The organism is Arthrobacter sp. TB 23 (assembly GCF_000294595.1).
Classification (GTDB): domain Bacteria; phylum Actinomycetota; class Actinomycetes; order Actinomycetales; family Micrococcaceae; genus Arthrobacter_D.
Map to the genome: position 1 here is coordinate 1,822 of NZ_ALPM01000056.1, position 22,738 is coordinate 24,559.

18 protein-coding genes and 1 pseudogene (1 of these 19 cut by a window edge) are annotated in these 22,738 nt (G+C 63.8%); 9 read left to right on the top strand and 10 right to left on the bottom strand.

Annotation, left to right across the window (positions count from 1 at the left end):
* On the top strand, window positions 1-3,318 hold the 3' portion of the coding sequence (locus B384_RS0107280; protein ID WP_019482458.1) for a Pls/PosA family non-ribosomal peptide synthetase. It extends 561 nt beyond the left edge of the window; only the last 3,318 of its 3,879 coding nucleotides appear in the window; its start codon lies off the left edge, out of view; it ends in the stop codon at window positions 3,316-3,318.
* On the top strand, window positions 3,315-4,670 hold the full coding sequence (locus B384_RS0107285) for a M1 family metallopeptidase (RefSeq protein ID WP_019482459.1): 1,356 nt from the start codon (window positions 3,315-3,317) through the stop codon (window positions 4,668-4,670). Before B384_RS0107280 ends, B384_RS0107285 begins: the two co-directional genes overlap by 4 nt.
* 43 nt (window positions 4,671-4,713) lie before the next feature.
* On the opposite strand, the gene B384_RS0107290 is transcribed toward B384_RS0107285, so the two are convergent.
* The 3 genes from B384_RS0107290 to B384_RS0107300 all read right to left on the bottom strand — a co-directional run bounded on the left by B384_RS0107290 (window position 4,714) and on the right by B384_RS0107300 (window position 7,336).
* On the bottom strand, window positions 4,714-5,745 hold the full coding sequence (locus B384_RS0107290; RefSeq protein ID WP_019482460.1) for an aldo/keto reductase: 1,032 nt from the start codon (window positions 5,743-5,745) through the stop codon (window positions 4,714-4,716).
* A gap of 74 nt (window positions 5,746-5,819) precedes the next feature.
* On the bottom strand, window positions 5,820-6,596 hold the full coding sequence (locus B384_RS0107295) for a thioesterase family protein (protein ID WP_019482461.1): 777 nt from the start codon (window positions 6,594-6,596) through the stop codon (window positions 5,820-5,822).
* A gap of 101 nt (window positions 6,597-6,697) precedes the next feature.
* Window positions 6,698-7,336: a DNA alkylation repair protein gene (locus B384_RS0107300; protein ID WP_019482462.1), complete on the bottom strand. Its 639-nt coding sequence runs from the start codon at window positions 7,334-7,336 to the stop codon at window positions 6,698-6,700.
* Between the two features lie 245 nt (window positions 7,337-7,581).
* Between B384_RS0107300 and B384_RS0107305 the strand changes: the two genes are divergently transcribed.
* Together B384_RS0107305 and B384_RS0107310 are read left to right on the top strand one after the other, a co-directional pair.
* Complete coding sequence (locus B384_RS0107305; protein ID WP_019482463.1) at window positions 7,582-9,009, top strand: hemolysin family protein; 1,428 nt, start codon at window positions 7,582-7,584, stop codon at window positions 9,007-9,009.
* Entirely contained in the window at window positions 9,006-10,016 is a 1,011-nt protein-coding gene (locus B384_RS0107310; protein ID WP_019482464.1) for a CNNM domain-containing protein, read from the top strand. Before B384_RS0107305 ends, B384_RS0107310 begins: the two co-directional genes overlap by 4 nt.
* A 28-nt stretch (window positions 10,017-10,044) precedes the next feature.
* Here B384_RS0107310 and B384_RS19640 read toward each other — a convergent pair whose 3' ends face one another.
* The 6 genes from B384_RS19640 to B384_RS0107340 form a co-directional block, all read right to left on the bottom strand.
* Window positions 10,045-10,866, bottom strand: coding sequence for a GAF domain-containing protein (locus B384_RS19640; RefSeq protein ID WP_019482465.1), 822 nt, complete (start codon window positions 10,864-10,866; stop codon window positions 10,045-10,047).
* A gap of 20 nt (window positions 10,867-10,886) precedes the next feature.
* Window positions 10,887-11,522 (bottom strand): ECF RNA polymerase sigma factor SigK, encoded by a 636-nt coding sequence (gene sigK / locus B384_RS0107320; protein WP_019482466.1) that lies wholly within the window; start codon window positions 11,520-11,522, stop codon window positions 10,887-10,889.
* Between the two features lie 147 nt (window positions 11,523-11,669).
* Window positions 11,670-11,927 (bottom strand): metal-sensitive transcriptional regulator, encoded by a 258-nt coding sequence (locus B384_RS0107325; RefSeq protein WP_019482467.1) that lies wholly within the window; start codon window positions 11,925-11,927, stop codon window positions 11,670-11,672.
* An 86-nt stretch (window positions 11,928-12,013) separates the two neighbouring features.
* The gene (locus B384_RS0107330) at window positions 12,014-13,540 is read right to left on the bottom strand and encodes a carboxyl transferase domain-containing protein (protein WP_019482468.1); all 1,527 of its coding nucleotides are present in this window, start codon (window positions 13,538-13,540) and stop codon (window positions 12,014-12,016) included.
* Window position 13,541: 1 nt separating this feature from the next.
* Window positions 13,542-14,756: a CaiB/BaiF CoA transferase family protein gene (locus B384_RS0107335; protein ID WP_019482469.1), complete on the bottom strand. Its 1,215-nt coding sequence runs from the start codon at window positions 14,754-14,756 to the stop codon at window positions 13,542-13,544.
* A 48-nt stretch (window positions 14,757-14,804) separates the two neighbouring features.
* Window positions 14,805-16,181, bottom strand: a complete 1,377-nt coding sequence (locus B384_RS0107340) for an SLC13 family permease (protein ID WP_019482470.1) — start codon at window positions 16,179-16,181, stop codon at window positions 14,805-14,807.
* 147 nt (window positions 16,182-16,328) lie between these two features.
* On the opposite strand from B384_RS0107340, the gene B384_RS0107345 reads away from it, so the two are divergent.
* From B384_RS0107345 to B384_RS0107355, 3 genes are all read left to right on the top strand, one after another.
* On the top strand, window positions 16,329-17,030 hold the full coding sequence (locus tag B384_RS0107345; RefSeq protein WP_019482471.1) for a FadR/GntR family transcriptional regulator: 702 nt from the start codon (window positions 16,329-16,331) through the stop codon (window positions 17,028-17,030).
* A 108-nt stretch (window positions 17,031-17,138) separates the two neighbouring features.
* Window positions 17,139-18,002 carry a universal stress protein gene (locus B384_RS0107350; protein ID WP_019482472.1) on the top strand — a complete coding sequence of 288 codons (864 nt, stop codon included), beginning with the start codon at window positions 17,139-17,141 and terminating at the stop codon, window positions 18,000-18,002.
* An 81-nt stretch (window positions 18,003-18,083) separates the two neighbouring features.
* Window positions 18,084-18,551, top strand: a complete 468-nt coding sequence (locus tag B384_RS0107355) for a pyridoxamine 5'-phosphate oxidase family protein (RefSeq protein ID WP_019482473.1) — start codon at window positions 18,084-18,086, stop codon at window positions 18,549-18,551.
* Between the two features lie 42 nt (window positions 18,552-18,593).
* Here B384_RS0107355 and ppsA read toward each other — a convergent pair.
* Window positions 18,594-21,037 (bottom strand): annotated as a pseudogene (ppsA, locus tag B384_RS18150) (phosphoenolpyruvate synthase).
* Window positions 21,038-21,156: 119 nt separating this feature from the next.
* Between ppsA and B384_RS0107365 the strand changes: the two are divergent.
* The gene (locus B384_RS0107365) at window positions 21,157-21,627 is read left to right on the top strand and encodes a GyrI-like domain-containing protein (protein ID WP_026041028.1); all 471 of its coding nucleotides are present in this window, start codon (window positions 21,157-21,159) and stop codon (window positions 21,625-21,627) included.
* Between the two features lie 137 nt (window positions 21,628-21,764).
* Window positions 21,765-22,727: an ABC transporter ATP-binding protein gene (locus B384_RS0107375; RefSeq protein ID WP_019482475.1), complete on the top strand. Its 963-nt coding sequence runs from the start codon at window positions 21,765-21,767 to the stop codon at window positions 22,725-22,727.
* The last annotated feature ends 11 nt before the right edge of the window (window positions 22,728-22,738 follow it).

Here is a 22,738-nt window from a genome sequence, read left to right on the forward strand (position 1 = left end):
CCGGCGGGCCCTACCGACCGGGTCCTCGCCGGACTCTCCGTCGCCTTCGACGCCTCCTGCGAGGAGATGTGGCTGGCCTGGCGCAACGGCGCCTGCCTGGTGCCGGCCCCGCGCGCCCTGGTGCGTTCGGGCATGGATCTCGGTCCGTGGCTGATCACCCACGGCATCACCATGGTTTCGACGGTTCCTACCCTTGCCGCCCTGTGGCCGGTCGAATCTCTCGAAGCCGTCAGACTGCTGATCTTCGGCGGAGAGGCCTGCCCACCCGAGCTCGCAGCAAGGCTGGCGACCGAGGACCGGGAGCTGTGGAACACCTACGGCCCCACGGAGGCGACCGTCGTCGCCTGTGCCGCTCTGCTCGGCGGTCCAGGACCGGTGCGCATTGGGCTTCCCCTGGACGGCTGGGATCTCGCCGTCGTCGACAGTTCAGGTCTTCCGGTGGCCGCCGGCGAGGTCGGTGAGCTGATTATCGGCGGGGTTGGGCTGGCCCGCTACCTCGATCCGCAGAAGGACAAGGAAAAATACGCTCCCATGCCGTCGCTGGGTTGGGACCGCGCCTATCGCAGCGGGGACCTGGTCAGGTTTGACCCGGTGGGGCTCGAATTTATGGGACGCGCCGATGAACAGGTGAAGCTCGGCGGCCGACGGATCGAACTCGGCGAAGTCGATGCCGCCCTGCAGTCCTTGCCCGGCGTCGCAGGTGCCGCAGCCGCAGTGCAGACCACCGCCGCCGGCAACCAGATACTGGTGGGCTATCTCGTCGCCGCCGGAGCACCGCTCGACCTGCCGGAGCTGCGCTCCGAGCTTGCTGGTTCGCTGCCCGCGGCGCTGATTCCGATGCTCAGCGAAACCGATTCCCTGCCGACCAAAACCAGTGGAAAGGTGGATCGGTCGGCGCTCCCCTGGCCCCTCGCCCAGCACAACGACGACGACGCCCCGGCCCTCGACGACGAAGCCCAGTGGGTGGTGGACCAGTGGACGGCAGTACTCGGCGTCCCGGCGTCGGGATTGGATGCGGACTTCTTCGCCCACGGTGGCGGCAGCCTGTCTGCGGCGCAGCTGGTGTCCGCCCTGCGGCAGCAGTATCCGACGGTCACGGTTGCCGACATTTACGCCCACCCGCGGGTGGGCGCGTTGATTGACATGGTGAAAGGATCGGAACCGGTCGGCGGCACGATCAGGATTGAGCGGAACGTCGCCCGCACCACCCGCAAAGCCCAGATCTTCCAGACACTGATGGGCATTCCCCTCTTCATGCTGGTGGGGATGCGCTGGCTGACCTACCTGATGATCATCAATCAGGTTCTCGTGATCTCCGGAATCGCAGCGACAACCACGCTGTCCTGGGGGTGGATCCTTGCCAGCTGGATCGTGTTCGTCAGCCCGCTGGGGCGGATGGGGATTTCGGTTATCGCCGCGAGGATCCTGCTACGCGGGGTCCAGCCGGGAAGCTACCCCCGCAGCGGCAGGGTGCACCTGAAACTCTGGCTTGCCGAACAAATCGCGGACATGGCAGCCGCAGTCAGTCTTGCCAGCGCACCGTGGGTCACCTACTACGCCAGGGCGCTGGGGGCAAAGATTGGGCGCGACGTCGACCTCCACTCGGTCCCCCCGGTCACCGGAATGCTTCATCTGGGCAGCGGCAGCTCCGTCGAACCCGAGGTGGACCTTTCGGGCTGGTGGATTGATGGTGACCTGGTCCACATCGGCAGGATCAGCGTCGGGGAGCGAGCCCTCATCGGCACCAGGAGCACGCTGATGCCCGGCACCCGGGTGGGCGCCGACTCACAGGTTGCCCCGGGTTCGGCGGTCCTGGGCAAGGTACGACCCGGCCAGCAGTACGCTGGGTCCCCTGCCACCCGGATCGGCAAAGCCAAGCCCATCTGGCCCGATGCTCCGGCGTCGTCGCCGTCGGTCACCCTCAGCTTCCCGGCATTCGCCGCCGCCTCGGGCATCCTCTCCGGCATCCCCTATCTGGCCGCCGCCATTGCTGCCCTGCCGATCCTCACCGCCCTGCGCGGCACCGCAGGACTGTCCGACGCCCTGCCACAACTCGCCTGGTCGGTGCCCATCGCTGGCCTGCTCTGGTTTGTGGCAACGATGATCCTGATCCTGGCAGCCGTCAGACTACTCGGGATCGGGCTGCGGGAGGGGTATCATCGGGTCCGGAGCCGTGTGGGCTGGCAGGTCTGGGCCACCGAACGAGTCCTTGACCTGGCCCGCGATCTGCTCTTCCCCGTGTACGCGAGCCTGTTCACGCCGGTGTGGCTGCGACTTCTTGGCGCTACGGTCGGCAAGAACGTCGAGATTTCGACTGTGCTGTTGGTTCCGAAAATGACCACCATTGGCGACGGCGCTTTCCTCGCCGATGACACGATGGTCGCATCCTACGAACTCGGTGGGGGCTGGATGAAGGTGGCGCCGGCGAAAATCGGTAAGCGAGCGTTCCTCGGCAATTCGGGGATGACCGCCGCGGGCCGCCGGGTACCCAAAAATTCGCTGGTGGCGGTGCTGTCCGCCACCCCCGCCAAGGCCAAAGCCGGTACGTCCTGGTTGGGAAGCCCGCCGGTCCGGTTGCGCCGCACCCAGATGGAAGCCGATCAGACCCGAACCTTCGACCCACCACGACGGTTGAAGGTGGCAAGGGGAGCATGGGAGGTGTGCCGGCTCGCCGCAACGCTGCTGACCGTGGTGATCGCCGTGCTGGTGCTCGTGGGGCTCGACGCCATTGCCGGGCAGTGGGGCTACCTGGTTGCTGCACTCCTCGGCGGGCTGGTCATGATGACGGCCGGGACGGTGGCGGCCGTCAGCGCGGTCGCCGTCAAATGGTTGCTGGTCGGCCGAATCAGTGCGGGTGAACACCCCCTCTGGAGTTCGTTCATCTGGCGGAACGAGGTTGTCGACGCCTTCATCGAAACGGTTACCGCCCCCTGGTTTGCCCGGGCGGCCAGCGGCACTCCCGCACTCGTCTGGTGGTTAAGGGCCCTGGGAGCCAGGATCGGCCACGGCGTGTGGTGCGAAAGCTATTGGCTGCCGGAAGCCGACCTGGTAACCCTTGGTGACAGCAGCACAGTCAATCGCGGGTGCGTCATCCAGACCCATCTCTTCCATGACCGGGTGATGTCCATGGACACCGTAACCTTGAAGGATGGCGCAACCATGGGACCCCACGGAGTGATACTTCCTGCCGCCTGCCTGGCTAGCGGATCGACGGTTGGACCGGCGTCGCTGGTAATGCGCGGCGAGACAGTGCCAGCGGGAAGCTACTGGATCGGCAACCCGGTCAGCCCGTGGAAAAGCCCGGCGGTTGCCCCATGAGGGAAGCCATCAGAAGCGTCGTCGCACGCATCGGTGACACGCTCGACCCCTATACCCCCGGGCACGGGTCCGCCGACTGGGCCGCCCTGCACTACGACCTTGACCTTGACTACCGGCTGGCGAGCAACCGACTGACCGCCCGCGCCGTCATCACCGGCCGCGCCGCCGGTCCCTCGTCCCAGCCATTGGAGCGGATTGAGCTGGACCTGGCGGGGTTGAAAGTCACCAAGGTGACCCTCAGCGGCGGCCAGGTCCAGCGCTTCAGCACGCGAGGATCCCGGCTGATCGTCACCCCGGGCGAACCCATCGGCGGGGGTCAGGAATTCACCCTCGACATCAAGTACGGCGGAAACCCCAAACCCACCAGAAGCACCTGGGGCGAGGTGGGCTGGGAGGAGCTCACTGACGGCGTCCTCGTTGCCGGGCAGCCCACCGGCAGCCCGTCCTGGTTCCCGTGCAATGACCATCCCAGCCACAAAGCCACCTACCGGATGGCTGTCACCACCGACGCGAACTACCGCGCCATTTGCAATGGCCGGCTGGTATCCCATACGCCAAAAGCGAGTCGCGGCACCTGGGTGTATGACCAGCCAGAGCCGATGGCCACGTATCTGGCCACAGTCCAGATTGGCCGCTACCAGTTGGAGCGGTCCAGCACCACCCCCGTGCCGCAGTTCACTGCCGCACCCGTGGGCCTGCGGGACGCGGCACGCCGCGCACTCTCGCGTCAGCACGAGATGATCAGCGCCTTCACCGAACTCTTCGGCCCTTATCCGTTTGATGCGTACACCGTGGTGGTAGCTGACGATGTACTGGAGATTCCGTTGGAAGCGCAGTCGTTGTCGATTCTGGGCAGCAACCATCTCACCACCGAGTGGGAATCTCAGCGGCTCATCGCCCACGAACTGTCCCACCAGTGGTTCGGTAACTCCCTGACGGTGAGTGCCTGGCAGGACATCTGGCTGCACGAGGGCTTCGCCTGCTACGCCGAATGGCTGTGGTCAGAAAGGTCGGGGTCCCTTTCCACTTCGCAACGGGCCACCGAGGCGTGGCGTGGGCTCGCCACAGAACCGGAGGATCTGATCATTGGTGATCCCGGCGGCTCGGACATGTTCGACGACCGGGTTTACAAACGCGGCGCCCTGGCGCTCCACGCCTTGAGGATCGCCGCCGGCGACGAGCTCTTTTTCGGGATGCTTCGCGACTGGACCGCCCGGTTCAGGCACCAGCACGTCAGCACTGCCGACCTGATCGAGCTGGCCGATGAGAGCTGCTCCACGGTCCCCGGCTTCGACGCGGCAGCCCTCCTCCACCCGTGGCTGTACCAGCCGGGGCTGCCAAACCTGCCCTGAAGCCCGCCCTGCCGGTTGACCATCCCNGGGCTTCGTCGGGTGGTTAGCGCCCGCCGTCAATCTTGCGGCTGCGCTGCTCCTGGCCCGGCACACCGTAGGGGTAGTCGGAGACCTCCGGTGCGCTGACCGTTGAAAGCCTGTCGACCTCGGCGGCGCTCAGGGTCACCGAGTCGGCGCCCAGGTTGTCGGTGAGCTGATCGGTGTTCCGTGCCCCCAGGATGACCGAGGTGACAGCTGGCTGCTGGGCCACCCAGGCGAGGGCCACCTGCGATGCCGTGACCTCCCGCTCAGCTGCAATCTCTACGACGGTGTCAATAATGCGCCAGGTGCGCTCCTTGGCGTTGCGTTCCTTCCAGGCTTCCATGCCGCGCTCGGGGTTCTCGCCCAGCCGCGTCTCGCCGGTTGGAGAGGTATCCCGCTGGTACTTTCCGGTGAGCCAGCCACCGCCCAGCGGCGACCAGGGCAGGAGGCCGATATCGGCGTCGAGCGCTGCCGGAACAATTTCCGACTCGATCTCGCGGACCAACAGACTGTACTGGGGCTGCAGGGTGACCGGCGCGTTCCAGCCGTGGGCCTTGGCCAGCCAGACGGCCTTGGTCATTTGCCAGCCGGAATAGTTGGAGAATCCGTAGTAGCCGATCTTGCCGTTGCGGATCGAATCCTCGAGGAAACCCAGGGTCTCCTCCAGCGGAGTGAGTGGATCCCACGAATGCACCTGGTACAGGTCAATGTGGTCGACGCCCAGCCGGGCCAGTGAATCGTCCAGCGCCCGGCGCAGGTGACGGCGGGACAGGCCAATATCGTTGACGCCATCTCCCATCGGGAAACGACCCTTTGACGCGAGGACCATCTGGTCGCGCTCCGTGGGGTTCTTGGCCAGCCAGGAACCGATGATCCTCTCGGACGCGCCAGCTGTGTACACGTCGGCGGTGTCGATGAAGTTGCCGCCAGCAGCCGCGTAGGCGCTGAGGATCTGGTGGGAAGTCGCTTCGTCGGCCTCCGCGCCGAAGGTCATCGTGCCCAGGGCGTACGCCGACACTGCAGTGCCGCTGTTGCCAAGCTTGCGGTATTCCATCGTGCTGCTCCTTTGAATCGACAGGTATAACTCGTATCAACCCTAGTTGCAGTGCGGCCGTTGGCAGGGCGTCGTTACAGCTTCCGGATGGTGAGGATCTGCTCAGCCCGTCCGAAGGGACCCGTGGTGTCATGCAACACCGCGGAGGTCAGCCCAATCCCGTCAGCACCGAAACTGACGCTCGTCTCCAGGCCCAGCCACTCCCCCGCCGGTTCGCGGTACAGGTGGACCTGCAGGTCGAGGTTAGGGAACATCCAGCTGCCCGGTCCGGGAGGAACCCGTGCCGACACCCCGTTCGCTGTATCAATCAGGCCGATCAGCCGCACCAGATCAGCTGTCGGAGTGCCTTCAACCATCTGATGTGGGGTACGCAACCAGACCCGGCCCCGGCCCGGGCGATGACCCTCGACGACCCGAAACTCCAGGGACTCGATAAATCCCCCGGGCCAGGCGGTCCTGTCCGCAAAGGGGCCCGCCTGGTCAGGGCCGGGCATAGGTGCGTCCTCGATTGCCGCAACCGCCGCACTGTCGGCCTTCGCCAGGCGCCAGGCTTTGGCACGGATCACCGTCCGTCCGCCGGAGACCATCTCCGCTTCCAGCAGTTCGATGGTCTTGCCCGGTCTGATGACCTTGACCAGCACATCGAACGTGCCCCCGGGGATCATGCCAAGGATGTCGAAGCTGAGTCGCGCCATCCGCAGGTCAGGTCGAGGACTGCACTGCTCGAGGCAGAGAGCCAGCAACCCGGCCGCTGGCGCCATGTGTTGTTCTTCGGGGTTCCAGGCACCCTGCGCGTGGATGGTGGATTCGAAACTGCCTTCGCCCAGCGGGCGATAGTAGGAAGCTGGCATGAAGGAGCACCTTTGCTGGACTGCGGTGGGTGGCTGGCCCCAACCCGGGGCCGCCGCAGCACCAGTCTATGACGCGTTCCGCTGCTGTTGCGGTGGGCGCGCTACACCGGTGGCACGACCAGTTCCGGGCGGGCTGTGGCCAGTTCCCTGGCGATCAGCTCGATTGCCTCGCCGACGACGTCGTGCCCGGCCCCCTCACGGTTTGCTGCTCTCGCGGCTTTGACCCGCCGCACCAGGCCGTCCCAGTCGCCACCTCCGGTACGCAAGGGGCGGAGCGACGAGAGGAGCGCCGCCCGGCCGAGCCAGGGGTCGACGTCGGCCGCCCACCGGTCCAGTATCACTGCTGCACGGTCCCCGTCCCGTTGGTTCAGCCGGTCGGTCAACGGACCCACCACGTCGATGGCCAGCGGATCGACCAACTCCGGCCTGCCCCCCTGCCGCAGAAATCCCTCCACCCGGGTCAGGTCTGTCACCTGAAGGAGTGCCAATCTCGACTGCAGCACCACGATGGCCGCCAACCGGCGTTCAAACACCCCTACCGCCCACAGCTCCGAACTGAGCGCCAGCACGGCGTCGTGCTCCAGCCCACGGTAGCGGCGGAAGGCATCCCGGACGGCGCCCCGGACCGCGCCTACCGACGCCCCATAAATCCGCAGGCCCCCGCTACCCCGATCATCGGCCCGCTCCCACGACGCCTCGCGCTGGAGCGCGGTGTCGATGAACTGCCCTGCCTCACTCACAGCCCTATTCTTCCCTGCTCCGGCGGAAGGTCGAACGCGGCCACCGGGTAGTAGGTTACTGGCCGTCGCAGGGCTCTCGGTATAGTGGTTATGTCAATGTTTCCAAGACTGCTAAAGGTGCTGGTCTAACTGCGTACGCAACCGGGGTCCTCTGATGACCCCAGTCATTGTTGTTCTTTCAATCTGAATCCTGAATCAAGTCTCGGCCGTGGGTTCACGCCGGCCGACTGCGGGGGGTCAACTAAATGACGATCACCCTGCTCACCCTCTTACTGGGCATCATCATCATCCTCGCCATCATTGCCGCCAACGGCTATTTCGTGGCCCAGGAATTTGCCTACATGTCGGTCGACCGGACCAAGCTTGCGGTCCTGGCCGAAGCCGGCGATGTCTCTGCCCAACGGGCCCTGAAGGTCACCAAGCGAACGTCCTTCATGCTGTCGGGCGCCCAACTGGGCATCACTGTCACCGGTCTACTGATTGGTTACGTGGCTGAACCGCTGGTCGGTGAGTCACTGGGTGTCCTGCTCGGCGGGGCCGGTTTGCCGGCCGCCCTGGGTATCTCAATCGGCACGGTACTGGCCCTCGTTGTTGCGGCAGTTGTCCAGATGATCTTCGGTGAGCTGTATCCGAAGAACCTGGCCATCGCCAATGCTGAGCCGCTGGCGCGCGGACTGGCTCGCTCAACCACGATCTACCTTGCCGCGTTCGGCTGGCTGATCACGATCTTCGACCACTCGGCCAACGCCCTGCTGCGGCTCGTCCGGGTTGAACCAGTCCACGACGTCGATACCACCGCAACTGCGAAGGATCTGGACCGCATTGTGGCCGATTCCCGCCAGAGTGGTGACCTGCCCGAAGAACTGTCGATGCTGATTGACCGTATCCTCGACTTCCCCGACCGGGATATTGAACACGCGATGATTCCGCGGTCACAGGTCGGCACCGTCGGGCCCGAGGCAACGGTGGGCTATGTGCGCACCCTGATGGCCGATGCCCACACCCGCTATCCCGTGGTGTCCGAAACCGAGGAACCCCTCGGCGTCGTCCAGCTCGCGGATATTCTGCCGGCAAGCATCAGCGACGACACCCTGGTGACGGCGGTCATGCACCCGCCGCTGGTGCTGCCGACCCTGATGTCCCTGCCCAATGCGCTGGAGCAGCTGATGAACTCCCGCAACGAGCTTGCCTGCGTGATCGATGAGTATGGCGGCTTCACCGGCGTCATCACCGTCGAGGATCTTGCAGAGGAACTCGTCGGTGAACTCACCGACGAGCACGACGACGAAGCACCACCCACGATCGAGTCCGAAGAGGACTTCATCTGGCGGATGAGTGGTGACGTGCACGTCGATGAGGTGGAGCGCGCTATCGGGCACGAACTGCCCGAGGGCGACTACGAGACGATCTCGGGTGTGCTGATCGCCGTTCGCGGCGAACTGCCGGCCGTCGGCGAAACAGTCACTGTGGTTCTCCCCGACGATCCCCGCGACCTGGTCGAGGATGAGCCCGTCCGCCGTGTGCTCGACGTCGAAGTCCTCGAAGTAACCCGGCATGTACCGAGCGAGTTACTGGTGCGGCTGATCGAGCTCACCCCAGAGAACGCCGACGCCGGTGAGCGCGCTGAGCGCCGCACCGACGCAGCTGATGAAACTAGTGAGGAAACCCGATGATCGTAACCCTGGTAACGGTGCTACTCATCGTCCTTAGTGCATTCTTCGTCGTGATCGAATTCGCCCTGTTGGGTGCACGCCGCTACCGGCTTGAAGCCGAGGCGGCCAACAACCGTTCAGCGCGTGCCGCGCTGCGGGGTATCAACGAACTCACCATCATGCTTGCGGGTGCCCAGCTGGGAATTACCGCCTGCACGTTTGCTCTCGGCGCGATCACCAAACCGGCTGTTGACGCCTGGTTGGGTCCGGTACTCGCATCCTGGGGCATCCCGGAGGCAATAGCCGGCGGTACAGCGTTTGGGCTGTCCCTCCTGTTTGTGACCTTCCTTCACCTCGTCGTAGGAGAAATGGCGCCCAAGTCGTGGGCCATTGCCCACCCCGAGCGGTCTGCCAAGCTCATCGGGCTGCCGTCACGCGGTTTCATTTGGCTCGTCCGGCCTCTGCTGGTCTGGGTCAATGCCATCGCGAACCGCCTCGTCGCTGCCAGCGGTGTCACACCTGTGAACCGGGCTGCGGCCGGCGGGTTGGACGCCGGGTCGATTCGTCACCTGGTCGAGCATTCCGCTGCAACTGGGGCACTCGAGGCGTCCTACCAGACGCAGCTGTCGGGTGCGCTGGAACTGGAAAGCCTCACGGTTCGCTCACTCATCGCTCCCGGCGGCGCGCCCACGGTGGTGCCGGACACTGCCACGATGGCCGATGTCCAGGAAGCGGCGGCGCGGTCGAAGCACCTCCGTATCCTCGTGCAGGGCGACGCCGGTACTCCTCCCGGGGTGATCCACGTTCGGGACACGCTCCTCGAGCCAGCGGATCGCCAGGTCCGTGAGCTGGCCGGTGCAGCCTTCCTGCTGGAGGCCGATGTTCCGGTCTATGAGGCGTTGGCTCAGATCCGGAGCGCGAGTGTTCAGCTTGCGGCCGTGATAGACGATGGCAAGTTCATCGGCGTCATTACGCTGTCAGATGTCATGCGGCGGGTTCTGCCCATGTCGATGGCTCCCGCGAAGTAGCCCGGACAGGCTGTTGGCCGCTGGAGTCCTAGGACCGATTCATCTCCATCTGGTTCTGGGCTTCGGCGGCCAACTGCTTTAAGGCCAGCTCATCGGCCGCCGAGAAGTCTCGCGGACGGTCATCGATGATGCACAGCGTGCCGACCGGCCAACCACCGGGGCCACGCAGCGCATATCCTGCATAAAACCTGATGTGCGGTTTCAGTTGCACCAGTGGATTGTTCCGGAATTTGCTGTCCGCCAGCGCATCACGCACCACCATCACCCGTTCGCTGCGAATGGTCTGGTCACAGAAGGAAATCCGGCGCGGGACATTCTCACCGATGGGACCCGTCACCGATTTGATGAACTGGCGGTGCTGGCCGATCAGGGCAATCGAGGCAGAGCTGACACCAAACTGCTCTTGTGCCCGTCGGGTGATCCGGTCGAATCGCTCCTCGGGAGCCGACCCCATCAGCCCGGTCCGATGCAACGACTGTAGCCGCAGCGATTCGGCCTGGTTGACCGGGAACAGGGCAGCCGCCGTCGTCGTCAGGCGTCGCAGCGCTGGATCGGTCAGGCTTTCGAAGCTGCTTTCGGTGGGGACACCTGTGGCGAGGGAAACGTCGTCGGTTGTGTACGCCGCACGGCGCACTGGTGAATCCTTGTCATCGAGCATCTCGTTAATTGCGTGGGAGACCATGTCCCGCTGGAATTGCTCGAGCTGCATCAGGCCGTGAATGTACGCCTTGAACTCGACGATGTCGCAGGTGCCACCGATTTCTGTGTAGTTGTCCCAGACCGAGTTGAGGTCAAGCCCGGACGTCATGACGGCCAGGCGCGTGAACCACTGTTGAAGGTATGGGTCCATAAGGTTGTCTTTCTTCCTGCTCACCGGGAGAGGGCGTCGTAGCCGTCGGCTTCCATGGCGTCCCGCAGGCGGGTCAGCCCTGCCTGAATCCGCGATTTGGCGGTGGGAAGCTTGATCTGTAGCGTCTCAGCGACTTCGACATAGGTCATTCCGCCGTAGTAGGCCAGGCTGATGGCCTCTGCCTGCCGGTCGGTGAGGGATCCAAGACACTTTCTGACGCTCTCTGACATCAGGGTGTGGTGCACCGTTTCTTCAACGCTGTCCGGTCGGACTGCCGCTGACCGCAGGCTGTACGCCGCGTCACGTCCGGCAGAACTTTGCTCGCTACGCACCCGGTCGACGGCGCGCCGGTGAGCGAGGGTCAAAATCCAGCTATGGGGAGAGCCTCGATCGGCGTCGAACTGGCCCGACGACGCCCACAGCATCAGATACACCTCCTGCACCACTTCCGCCGCAATTGCTGCATTTTGGATCACCCGCAGCACCAGCCCGTAGACCCGTTTGCAGGTCTGCCTGTACAGGGCAGCGAAAGCCTCCTGATCTCCATCAGCGGTGCGGCCGAGAAGGTCTGCCAGGGAGGGACTCTGGACGGCATCCTGCTGGACGGAATCCTTAACGCGAGGATCAACCGGACCGCGCCTACTGCTGTGGGACATGAAACCTCACCGTTGAGTCAGTGTGGGGGTCGAGACCAGGCAGCGCGAGAGCTCTGCGGCGCCCCGCACGGACCGAACTATGCCACCCAAACCGCCTGCCCGCAATAGCGGACGGCCGCCGGCGCGCCGTGTGACGTGCAGGGCCGGTTAGGCGAGGGACAGGAACAACTTTTCGAGATCTTTTTTGTCCATGGTGGCGTCGTCGCTGGTAAGACATTGCTCCAGCCCGGTGGCAATGATCGCGAACCCTGCACGGTCCAAAGCCTTCGACACGGCAGCCAACTGGGTGATGACGTCCTTGCAGTCCTTACCCTCCTCGAGCATGCGGGTGACAGCAGCCAATTGGCCCTGCGCGCGCTTGAGGCGGTTGATGACTGGGGTCAGCTCTGAGGTGTCGAGTTGCATGGTCGTCTCCAGGTTGTGGGTGTCGATTCAGCGTACCCCACCGGGTGTTTCCCACCGCACTTGAGAAGCGTACCCAGGCGTCCCTGCTAACCCGTCGGATCAGCCAATCGGGGCCCCAGATCGCGATACTTGGCGGCCCGCCGGGTCAGGAGGGTGTCAATGGATTCCCCTGCCAGAGACGACAGCTCGTACTCGATAGCTGCTCCCATCCGGAGGCAAAACGCCTTGGCTTCCTCGGCGGCGTCATCGCGCTCGTCCACCAGGTGGTCGACCAGCCCGTTGGCATGCAACGACGCTGCATTGACTCCTTGCGCTTCTGACAGCGCCGGCGCGAACTCGGTGCTCCGGTGCATGATCGCGCTGGCCCCCTCGGGTGGCAGCGGTGACAGCCAGGCGTGGTGGGCGGCGATGGTGCGGTCCGCAGGGAGGAGCGCCAGCGCTCCCCCGCCGGCGCCCTGTCCGAGCAGCACCGAAACCGTTGGTGACTGCAAGCCGATGAGGTCGTAAAGCGATCGGGCGATTTCGCCCGCAAGACCACCCTCCTCCGCCTCTCTGGACAGTGCGGCGCCAGCGGTATCAATCACGGTCAGCAATGGCAGGCCAAGTTCTTCGGCCAGTTTCATGCCTCGTCGCGCCTCGCGCAGCGACGCAGGACCCATTGAGCTTTCCGGTGCCACCCGGGACCTGTTATGGCCCAACACCACGCACGATTGGTGGCCGAAACGGGCAAGCGCCAACTGGAGACCGGGGTCCTTTTCGCCCTGGCCAGTGCCGTTGAGCGGCAGTACATCCTGGGCGGCCCAGCTGAGCAGTCTTCGCAGATCGGGGCGACGCCGGTTGCGGGAAATCTCGATGGAGGTCCAGGCGTCCACCGGGGAGGGTACGACGTCGAGGGTCGCCGGAGGTGGCACCGGTGCTGTTGCTTGCTGCGTCAGAACGTTCAGCGCGCGGTCAACGATTTCGGGGAGCAGCTCCGGAGGGACGACCGCATCAATGAGCCCCTTGTCGTACAGGTTCTCGGAGATCTGCACGTTCTCGGGGAACGGGGTGCCATACAGCGCCTCGTAGACCCGCGGGCCAAGGAAGCCGAGCAACGCGCCAGGTTCAGCGACGGTCACGTGGCCGAGGGAGCCCCAGGACGCCATGACGCCGCCGGTGGTCGGGTGCCGCAGATACACCAGGTACGGCAACCGCGCCCGCCGGTGGGTGCGCACGGCAGCCGAAATCTTCACCATCGACAGGAACGCGAGGGTGCCCTCCTGCATCCTGGTGCCGCCGGATGCGGGCCCGGCGAGCAACGGAAGTTCCTCCCGGGTGGCCCGTTCGACTGCCTCGACAATCCGATTGGCGGCCGCCAGCCCGATGGAACCGGCAAGGAACCGGAACTCGGAGACGATCACTGCCACGCGGCGGCCGCGGATCAGGCCCTCGCCGGTGATGACCGACTCGTCCACGCCGCTCTTCTCCCGGGCGGCCTGCAGCTCCCGCTCGTACCCCGCGTCCGGGTGCGGGCCGGGCACAGGTTTATCCCAGGCGGTGAAGGTACCCGGATCAAGAACCACGTCAATCAGTTCCGCTGCCGTGAGATGGCGCACCGGCTGGGTCGTCGTCATGCTAGGAGTCCTTCGCCAGCGCGTCGTCCAGCCAGCGCCGGATGTCGGCACCATCCTGGTCCAGCAGCGGAGGCGCGGTGTGGCTTGAGTTGGTGGTCTCCTGCTCGGAGCCATCGAAGAACCGCAACGGGGGGCCGGGGAGGCTGACCTTGCCCAGCAACTGGTGCTCGACGTCGATCAGCAGGCCCTGCGACTTCACCTGCTCCCACTCGTACACCTCATCGAGGGACCGGACCTTGCCCGCCGGAATGCCGGCTTCGTTGAGCTTTGCCAGCAGGGGCTCCGACTCGTACGCGGCGAAAGCCTGTTCGATCTCGCCGATCAGCAGGTCGCGGTTACGCACACGATCACCGTTGCTGGCGAACTCGGCGCGGTCGGCGTCGAGCCCGAAGGTTGTGGCGAACTTTTGCCACAGCTTCTCGCTGCCGACGCTGATCTGGACCTTCCCGGCGTCGCAGTTGAAGAGGCCGTAGGGTGCGATGGACGGGTGGTGGTTGCCCTGCGCCTTCGGCACCTCGCCGGCGACAGTGGTCCTGGTGCCCTGGAACGCGTGGACACCGACCAGCGCGGCAAGCAGCGAGGTCCGAACCACCTGGCCCTTGCCGGTTTTTTCCCTTTCCAGCAGTGCCGCCAGGGCGCCGTACGCCCCGTACATCCCGGAGAGGAGGTCAGCGATCGGCACACCGACGCGTTGCGGGTCATCCGGGCTGGGCCCGGTGAGTGACATCAGGCCTGCCTCGCCCTGCAGGATTTGGTCGTACCCGCTCCGGCTGGATTCTGGTCCGTCGTGCCCGAACCCGGTGATGGAGAGGACGACCAGGCGGGGGTTGAGCTGGTGCATTGCTTCGGTCGAGAATCCCAGGCGGTCCAGGACACCCGGCCGGAAGTTTTCGACGACGACGTCGGCCCGTTCCAGCAGGGCGGTCAGGACCTTCTTCCCGTCGTCGCTCTTCAGATCCAGGGCGATCGATTCCTTGTTCCGGTTACAGGACAGGAAATATGTGGCCTGCGGGTTGTCCTCGGGCCCCACGAAGGGTGGGCCCCAGCCGCGGGTGTCATCGCCGGAACCGGGGTTCTCCACTTTGATCACGCGGGCACCAAGGTCGGCCAGCATCATTGCAGCGTGGGGTCCGGCCAGGGCGCGGCTAAGGTCCACCACGAGGGTGCCGGCGAGTGGGCCGGACCGCTCTGCGGGGCTGGTAATAACGTCGGTCATGGTGATCTTTTTCCTTTCAGTGGGGTGTCCGGTTCCGGCGTTCAGGGCCTAGAGCCAGCCCGGCACCACGAGGACCAGCCAGGCGACCAGCGGTCCGACGACGACGATGATGCCGCCGTAGGCGAGGATCTGCTTGTAGAAGCGGTCCCTGTCAGTGCCCTCGGGGGCGTTGGCAAGTACCAACGCACCGTTGGTGGAGAACGGGGAAACGTCAACCACGGTGGAGGCGATGGACAGGGCGGCGATGACGCCGATCGCTCCGATTTCACCGGATTCCAGGAACGGGATGGCTAGCGGAATCAGCGCGGCGAGGATCGCCGTGGAGGAGGCGAACGCGGAGACGACTGCACCGATGTAGCAGATCAGCAGGGCAGCGAGCAACGGCATGCCGAGGCTGGCGACACCGTCGGACACGTATTCGATGGTTCCGGCTTCCTGCAGGACACCCACAAAGGTGAGCATGCCGCAGATCAGGAGCACCGTTGACCAGCTGATTTTTTCGACCGCACCCTTTTGGGACCGTGGAGAGATCAAGGCGAGGGCGACGGCGATGGTGATGGCAACGAAGCCGACGTCGACCTTGAAGCCCAGCGCCACGACGGCGAGGACGATCAGACCGGCGATGGTGGCGAACTGCGCGAGAGTCTGCTTGTTCTCGGTGCCGACGGCGCCGTCGCTGGCTGGCTTGGCTTTGCCCTTGAGCGAGTCGGTGCCCGACCCGGTACCGCGGAAGTCGACGTCGGCACCCGAGGCGCGAGCGCCCACGCTGGCGTGCATCCGGGCATCGGCTGCGTTTTCGACGAACTGCTCGACCCGGGCGGAGAACAGTTTCCGGCCACCGAGAACCAGGAACAGGACGACGGCGATGAGGAAGTTGAAGATGAGGCTGGAGAGGAAGAGTGCCATGGGGCTGTAGTCGAAGCCGGTGTCGGCGACAATGCCGTTGACGATGACGCCGTAGACGGCGATGGGCGAGAAGCCGCCGGCCTGTGCGCCGTGCACCACCATCATGCCCATCAGCAGCGGGCTGATCTTGTGCTTGGCCGCGAAACCGAGCGCGACGGGTGCCATGATTGCTACGGCTGCGGGGCCGAGCGCGCCGACGGCGGTGATGACGCCCGTGATGACGAACATGATCCACGGGATCAGGGCCACCCGGCTGCGGACAAGTTTGACCGCTCCGCTGACCAGGAGGTCGATCGTGCCGTTGTTTTGGGCGATCGCAAAGAGATAGGTGACGCCAACCAGGGTGAGGAACAGGCCGCCGGGGAAGTTGGCAATGATGTCATCGGTTTCCATGCCGAGGAAGACTGCACCCAGCAGGAAAGCGCCAACAAAGGCGAGGGCACCCATATTGACGGGCAGCAAGGTAGCGATGAGGAACATCGCTGCCAGGATGATGATTGAGAGGAGTGGGACGGACATAGGTCTTCTTTCGCCAGTGAAAGTGTGATGTGACGCACGTTACCGGCGCACTGGACTAGACTGTTAGACACTGATCCATTTGTCAATTGTGACCTGCTCGCCCCCTAAACTGGCATGACATCTCCCCACTGACGTTGAGGACCGCTGATGAACGCACTGCCCGACCCACGGCAGCTTGGCCGCGCACCCCGGCCACGACTCTATGAGCAGCTGGTCGAGCAGATCCTCGTCTACATCGAGGACGCCCAACTGGGGCCCGGTGATCTCCTGCCCGCTGAGCGAATCCTTGCCGAACAACTAGGAGTTTCGCGGGCGACACTGGCTCAGGCGCTGGTGGCCCTCGAAGTGCTGGGCGTAATCGATGTGCAGCACGGCACGGGGGCGGTGCTGGTGTATCGGCCGAGCTTGGCAACGGTGATCAGGAAGCTACGTGAGCATCAGACCAGGCTGCCCGAGATCACCGAAGCACGCAGCACCCTCGAGGTGAAACTGGCCGCCCTTGCCGCTTCCCGGCGGACCGCAGCAGACCTGGCGGCTATTGACGCTGCCCTTGAAGCAATGGCCACCGAGGTGACGGCGGGCGGTCGGGGCACCCAGGGTGATGAGTCGTTCCATCAGGCGGTCACCTCCGCCGCCCACTCCCCCGTGCTGGCCCAACTGATGGCGTTCATCGCGGAGATGGTATTGGAGACCCGGATTGAGTCACTGAGTCAGCCGGGGCGGCCCGAACAGTCACTGAAGTCGCATCGGATCATCGCCGAGGCGATCCGTTCCGGGAACCCGACGGCGGCCGCGGCGGCGATGCAGTCACACATCGATCTGGTCTCTGATGTGGCTTTGCTGAAGTAGTGCTCCCAGCTGCCCCTTCGGATCACGGTACTCGTGACTTTGGGCCCTATCGGGTTGTGGTGCGGTGCAGGACAGTAGGTCTCCTAACCATCGCGCTGGGAGGCCACCATGGAATCGTCAAAACCGATAGCCGTTGCAACCACTGATAATGCTCGTGGTCAGGCGGCGGTGACCTGGGCAGCCGCTCGCGCCGATCGTTATGGAGTGCCGCTGATTATTCTGCACGTCGTTGACGACCGCTGGGTCACCGAGGCGATTCCCTGGACGGAGAGCCTGATGGACAACGGGCAGAAGCTGCTGGAAACCGCGGCACAACGTGTCCGCGGGAGCACCGGCGTCGACATCACCACCAAGCTGCTGGAGGGCAGTGTCGCTGGGGCGCTCGGCGAATTCTCGGCCAACGCGTCAATGCTGGTGGTTGGCTCCGGCAGCGCCCACCTGGGTGGCACGCTCACGGATAGGGCTCTGCAGATCGCGGCAACCGCCACCTGCCCAGTCGCAGTCATTGGGGATCATGCGGGAAACGGGAAGGGAGTTGTTGTTGGCGTCGACGGTTCGGAGGAATCCACCCAGGCGGTCGCCTTTGCCGCAGCCGAAGCCGACCGGAATGGCCAGGAATTAATTGTGGTGTATTCCCTGAACACGCCGAACCATCTCCTCGACAAGGGCCTCCTTTCGCCCAGCCTCGACAAAGCCCTCGAAGAGGAGGAACAGGTCGTGTTGTCTGAAACCGTTTCGGGCGTCCGGGAGGACTACCCGGGGCTTCTCGTGCGAAAGGTGATGGTGACCGACGCCAAACCCGCGGCGGCCCTGGTTCAGACAGCAGCCGGCGCCCACCTACTTGTGATCGGGAGTCGCGGTCGGGGAGGCTTCAGGCGGCTACTGCTGGGCTCGACTGCCCACGGGGTGCTTGGTCATCTGCCCTGTCCCACGGTGATTACCCCGATTCATAAAGTTAAGCATGACGACTAGGCGGCTGGCAGCGGCCAACTCACTCGTTGAAGGGTCTTTGGGCCCTAGGAGTTGGCCGCAGATCGATCTAGGCTCGGGGTCATGACTACCGGCGCTGAAATACCCAGGACCACTACCCTTTCCCCTGAAGAATGCTGGGAACTCTTCCGACGAGGTTCGATCGGCCGGCTAGCAGTCTGGGCCAACGAGCAGCCCGAGATTTTCCCCATCAACTACAGAATCGACGGCGGGGATTTCATCTTTCGGACAGGCCACGGTTCCAAGTTGGCCGCCGCTTTGGGCCAGCGGGTTGCACTGGAGGCGGACGGAGTAGACAAGGAGGGGGTTATCGCCTGGAGTGTCGTTGTTAAAGGTCCCGCGTACAGGCTGGACCGCACTCCGGAGGTGCTCAACTCTGTGGGCCGTCTGCTCGTTCCCTGGGAGGCCGGCAAGAAGGATCATTTTGTTCGAATCGTTCCCGAAAGCATCAGCGGGCGACGGTTCCGAATCGCTGCGCCGCTCGCCTGGGGCGGTCGGTTGGATGACGCTATGCGTGCTGGGCTGGAATAAGCGCCCCTAGGCTGGAATAAGCGCCCATAAGCCCGCGCTGCCCTACTGCCCTGTCTGGCGGTTCTGACCTGTCTGGCGTTTCGAAGCTACTCGTGACTTCTCTGCCTCGGCGATGACCTGGACTGTGCGGAGAAAAGTATCGGGGTTCAGCGAGATTGAGTCGATCCCCTGCTCGACCAGGAACGCCGCGAAATCCTCGTGGTCGCTTGGTCCCTGTCCACAAATGCCGATCTTTATTCCCGCCGCGTGAGCTTTGTCGATGGCACGCGAGATCATCCACTTGACGGCCTCGTCTCGTTCGTCAAACAGTTGTGCCAAATGCTCCGAATCGCGGTCGACGCCAAGGACCAGTTGTGTCAGATCATTGGAACCGATCGAAAACCCGTCAAAGTGCCGGGCGAACTCCGAGGCAAGAATAACGTTTGACGGTATTTCGCACATCATGTAGATCTGCAGTCCTTCGTCCCCCCGGACCAGACCGTTCTCCGCCATTACCTCGATGACCAGCTCTGCTTCGCGGAGCGTGCGGCAGAACGGCACCATCACCAGGACGTTCGCAAAGCCAAGCTGCTCGCGGACCCGCTTGATTGCGCGGCATTCAAGCGCAAATCCTTCCCGGTAACGCTCGTCATAGTAGCGCGAGGACCCGCGGAACCCCAGCATCGGATTCTCTTCTGCGGTCTCAAAATAGCTTCCACCAATCAGATGGGCGTACTCGTTGCTTTTGAAGTCGCTGAGCCTGACGATGACCGGGCCCGGGTAATAAGGTGCTGCGATTTTTGCGATGCCCCGTGAGAGAACGTCAACGAAGTATTCAAGCAAAGTGTCATGACCGCGGGTGAGCTGTCTGATCTGCGCCATCTCGTCGGGATCAGTCACCAATTCCGGGTGAACAAGTGCCATCGGATGGATACGAATGAGGTTGTTGATAATGAATTCCATCCGTGCCAGGCCAACGCCTGCCGCCGGGAGCCGCCACCATTGGAAGGCAGCGGCNCGGGGCTGGCGATATTGACCATGACCGCGGTGTTGGTCTCCGGCAGGGCGCCGAGGTCAACTTCCTCCACCTCAAAGGCGAGCGTTCCCTCGTACACTCCCCCATCCTCACCGCCAGCACACGAGATGGTAATCGCCGATCCATCCTCAAGCAGCGAGGTTCCGTTCCCGGTACCCACCACGGCTGGTACGCCCAATTCCCGGCTGACAATCGCCGCATGGCTGGTGGGACCGCCATGATCGGTCACGATCCCCGCCGCCCGTTTCATCACCGGTACCCAATCCGGATCGGTCATCCTGGTGACCAGAATGGCGCCGTCCCGAAACTTGTCGATGTCCTGCGCATCAAGCACAACACAGGCGTCGCCGTGTGCGATTGCCTCGCCAATGGCCGCGCCTGAGAGGAGACGCCGCCCCGACTCCCGCAGGTGATACACGTTGAACGTGGTTTCGCTGCGTTGCGCCTGAACGGTCTCCGGGCGGGCCTGGACCATGAAGAGCTCCCCGGTTGATCCGTCCTTGGCCCACTCCATATCCATCGGCCGCTCGTAATGCTCTTCCACCGAGACAGCCCAGCGGGCCAGCGTCAGGATCTCGTGGTCGGAAAGTACAATTGACTCCCGCTCCAGATCGGTCGTTTCTATCGTCCGCGTGCGTGCGTGCCCACCGCGGCTGTACACCATTTTTCGTTCCTTGGAGCCCACCGTCTTCTCGATGATCGGAACAAAGTGGGGTGTGGCAAGCAACGGCTTGAAGACCTGGTATTTATCCGGGTTGATACTTCCCTGAACGACAGTCTCTCCCAGGCCCCAGGCTGCGCTGATCACCACGCTGCGCGGAAAACCTGACTCCGTGTCGATGGAAAACATCACCCCCGACGCACCAAGATCCGAACGCACCATCAGCTGCACGCCGATCGACAGGGCGACGCTCACATGGTCGAATCCCTTCATCTCCCGGTAGCTGATCGCCCGATCGGTGAACAACGAGGCGAAACACCGTCTGCAGGCTTCAAGGAGTTCGCGTTCTCCCGAAATGTTCAAAAACGTCTCCTGCTGACCTGCGAAGCTTGCGTCGGGGAGGTCCTCTGCCGTCGCACTGCTACGCACTGCCACCGAGGCTGACGGCCTGCCGGTCCGGGAAGACAGCGCCCGATAGTGCCCAGTGATCTCGGCGGCGATGTCTGCAGGAAATTCGCCTTCCAGTATCAATGCCCGAATGGTCTCTCCTGCTTCCCGCAACGTCGACTCGCCAGCATGATACCGGTTGACCGTGTCACGAATGCCGGGTTCAATGCCGTTGACGGCGATGAAGGCCCGGTAGGCCGACGCAGTAGTGGCGAAACCGTCGGGGACCCGCACACCCGACCCGAGGAGGGAACGCGTGAGCTCGCCGAGTGACGCGTTCTTACCTCCGACCGAAGGCACGTCAGCTATTCCCACGTCTTGCAGCCACACCACGTACACGTCTGCACTCGCTGTTGAAGTCATGGCTCCATCTTGGCGAGCCAGACCCGGCAGAAGCAGAGTCTAAAGTCCCGCCAGCAACCCTGCCTGAATAGGGTCGTAAGGCCCTGTCACCGCTAACTCCCGGCCGACACCCTATTGGAATGAGTGACAATGCACCCCAACCCACAAAAGTTCATACCCTGGAACAACCTGTTGCAGTGGTTCGCGAGCGTGTTCCGATGGACTCGCTCACTGACTTCTTCGGTCGTGCATTCCATCGGGTAATGGCCGCGACCCAGACGCAGGGCACCAACCCTGCCGGTCCACCCTTCGCTCTTTACCATGGGATGCCGAGCGAGACCATCGACGTGGAGGCTGGGTTCCCGATCGCAGGACACTTCGCAGAAGCCGACGGAGTGTCGCAGTCGGTGTTACCCGAGACCGATGCCTTTGAGGCCATCCATGTTGGTCCGTTCGACACCCTTGGCCAAACCTACGAGCTCCTTCAGGCCGCAATTGAGTCGGCGGGCCTCACCCCCGCGGATATCGCCTGGGAGTCCTATTTAACTGATCCGGAGGCGGAGCCCGACCCGTCAAAGTGGATCACCAAAGTTGTCTGGCCAGTGGCCTAAGTGGTTCCCTCCCCACCCGAGGCTCACCTCATGAACGTTCTTGTTGCCTACGCGACCTGGCACGGCTCAGTAATTTTGGGCAGTGCAGCCCATCTGACCCGCCGGCTGACATCGGCCAACGATCCCGTGGAACCGTCATGACGGCCGCCAGCCAGCTTCAGAGCGCTCCAATCCTGGGAGTGAACTCCCTGGTGAAGCGCTATGACAACCACACCGTTGTCAACGACGTCTCCTTCCACATTGAAGCCGGCGAAACGTATGGGCTCTTGGGCCCCAACGGCGCAGGTAAAACGACAATCATTTCAATGGTGGCGGGACTGATCCCTGCCGACTCCGGATCGGTCGAACTCATGGGTGCGGTCATGACGCCGACCAGCACCCGGGTAAAAGGGCACATTGGGCTCGTCCCTCAGGAACTTGCCATTTACCCGGATCTGACGGCCAAAGAGAATCTGATGTTCTTTGGCCGGTTGCAAGGGCTTGGGGGGAAGGAACTGAGGCAGCGGACGGACCTGGTCCTGAACCTTATTGGCCTCGGCGACCGTGCGCGAGAGCAGACCAAGAAATTCTCCGGCGGGATGAAACGCAGGTTGAACATTGGCATCGGCCTGCTCCACCGACCCACCCTGCTGATTTTGGATGAGCCAACCGTGGGGGTAGACCCACAGTCGCGCAATTCCATCCTGGAATCCGTTGAGACTCTTGCCTCGGAGGGAATGGCTGTCCTGTACACCACCCACTATATGGAGGAAGCCGAACGGCTCTGCGACCGGATCGCGATCATCGATCAGGGCCGGATTCAGGCGGAGGGCACCCGGAATCAGTTGGTCGAACTGACCGGCGGGGTGGACCGCATCGATCTGCGCGGCACCGGCAGCACCAGTAACGCAGCCACGGCGCTGCGGCAGCTCCCGGGCGTACAACAGGTCGATAGTGGTCCCTCAAACCTGCTGTTGACCGTCCACAACGGGCCAGGTCTTTTGGCACCCATTGTGGCCGAGGCCGGCGGTGCGGGAATGGCGCTGACTTCGGTGGAGATCGTCAGGCCCGATCTGGAATCGGTCTTCCTGCACCTCACCGGCAAAGCCCTGCGGGATTGATGTGCGCGGGC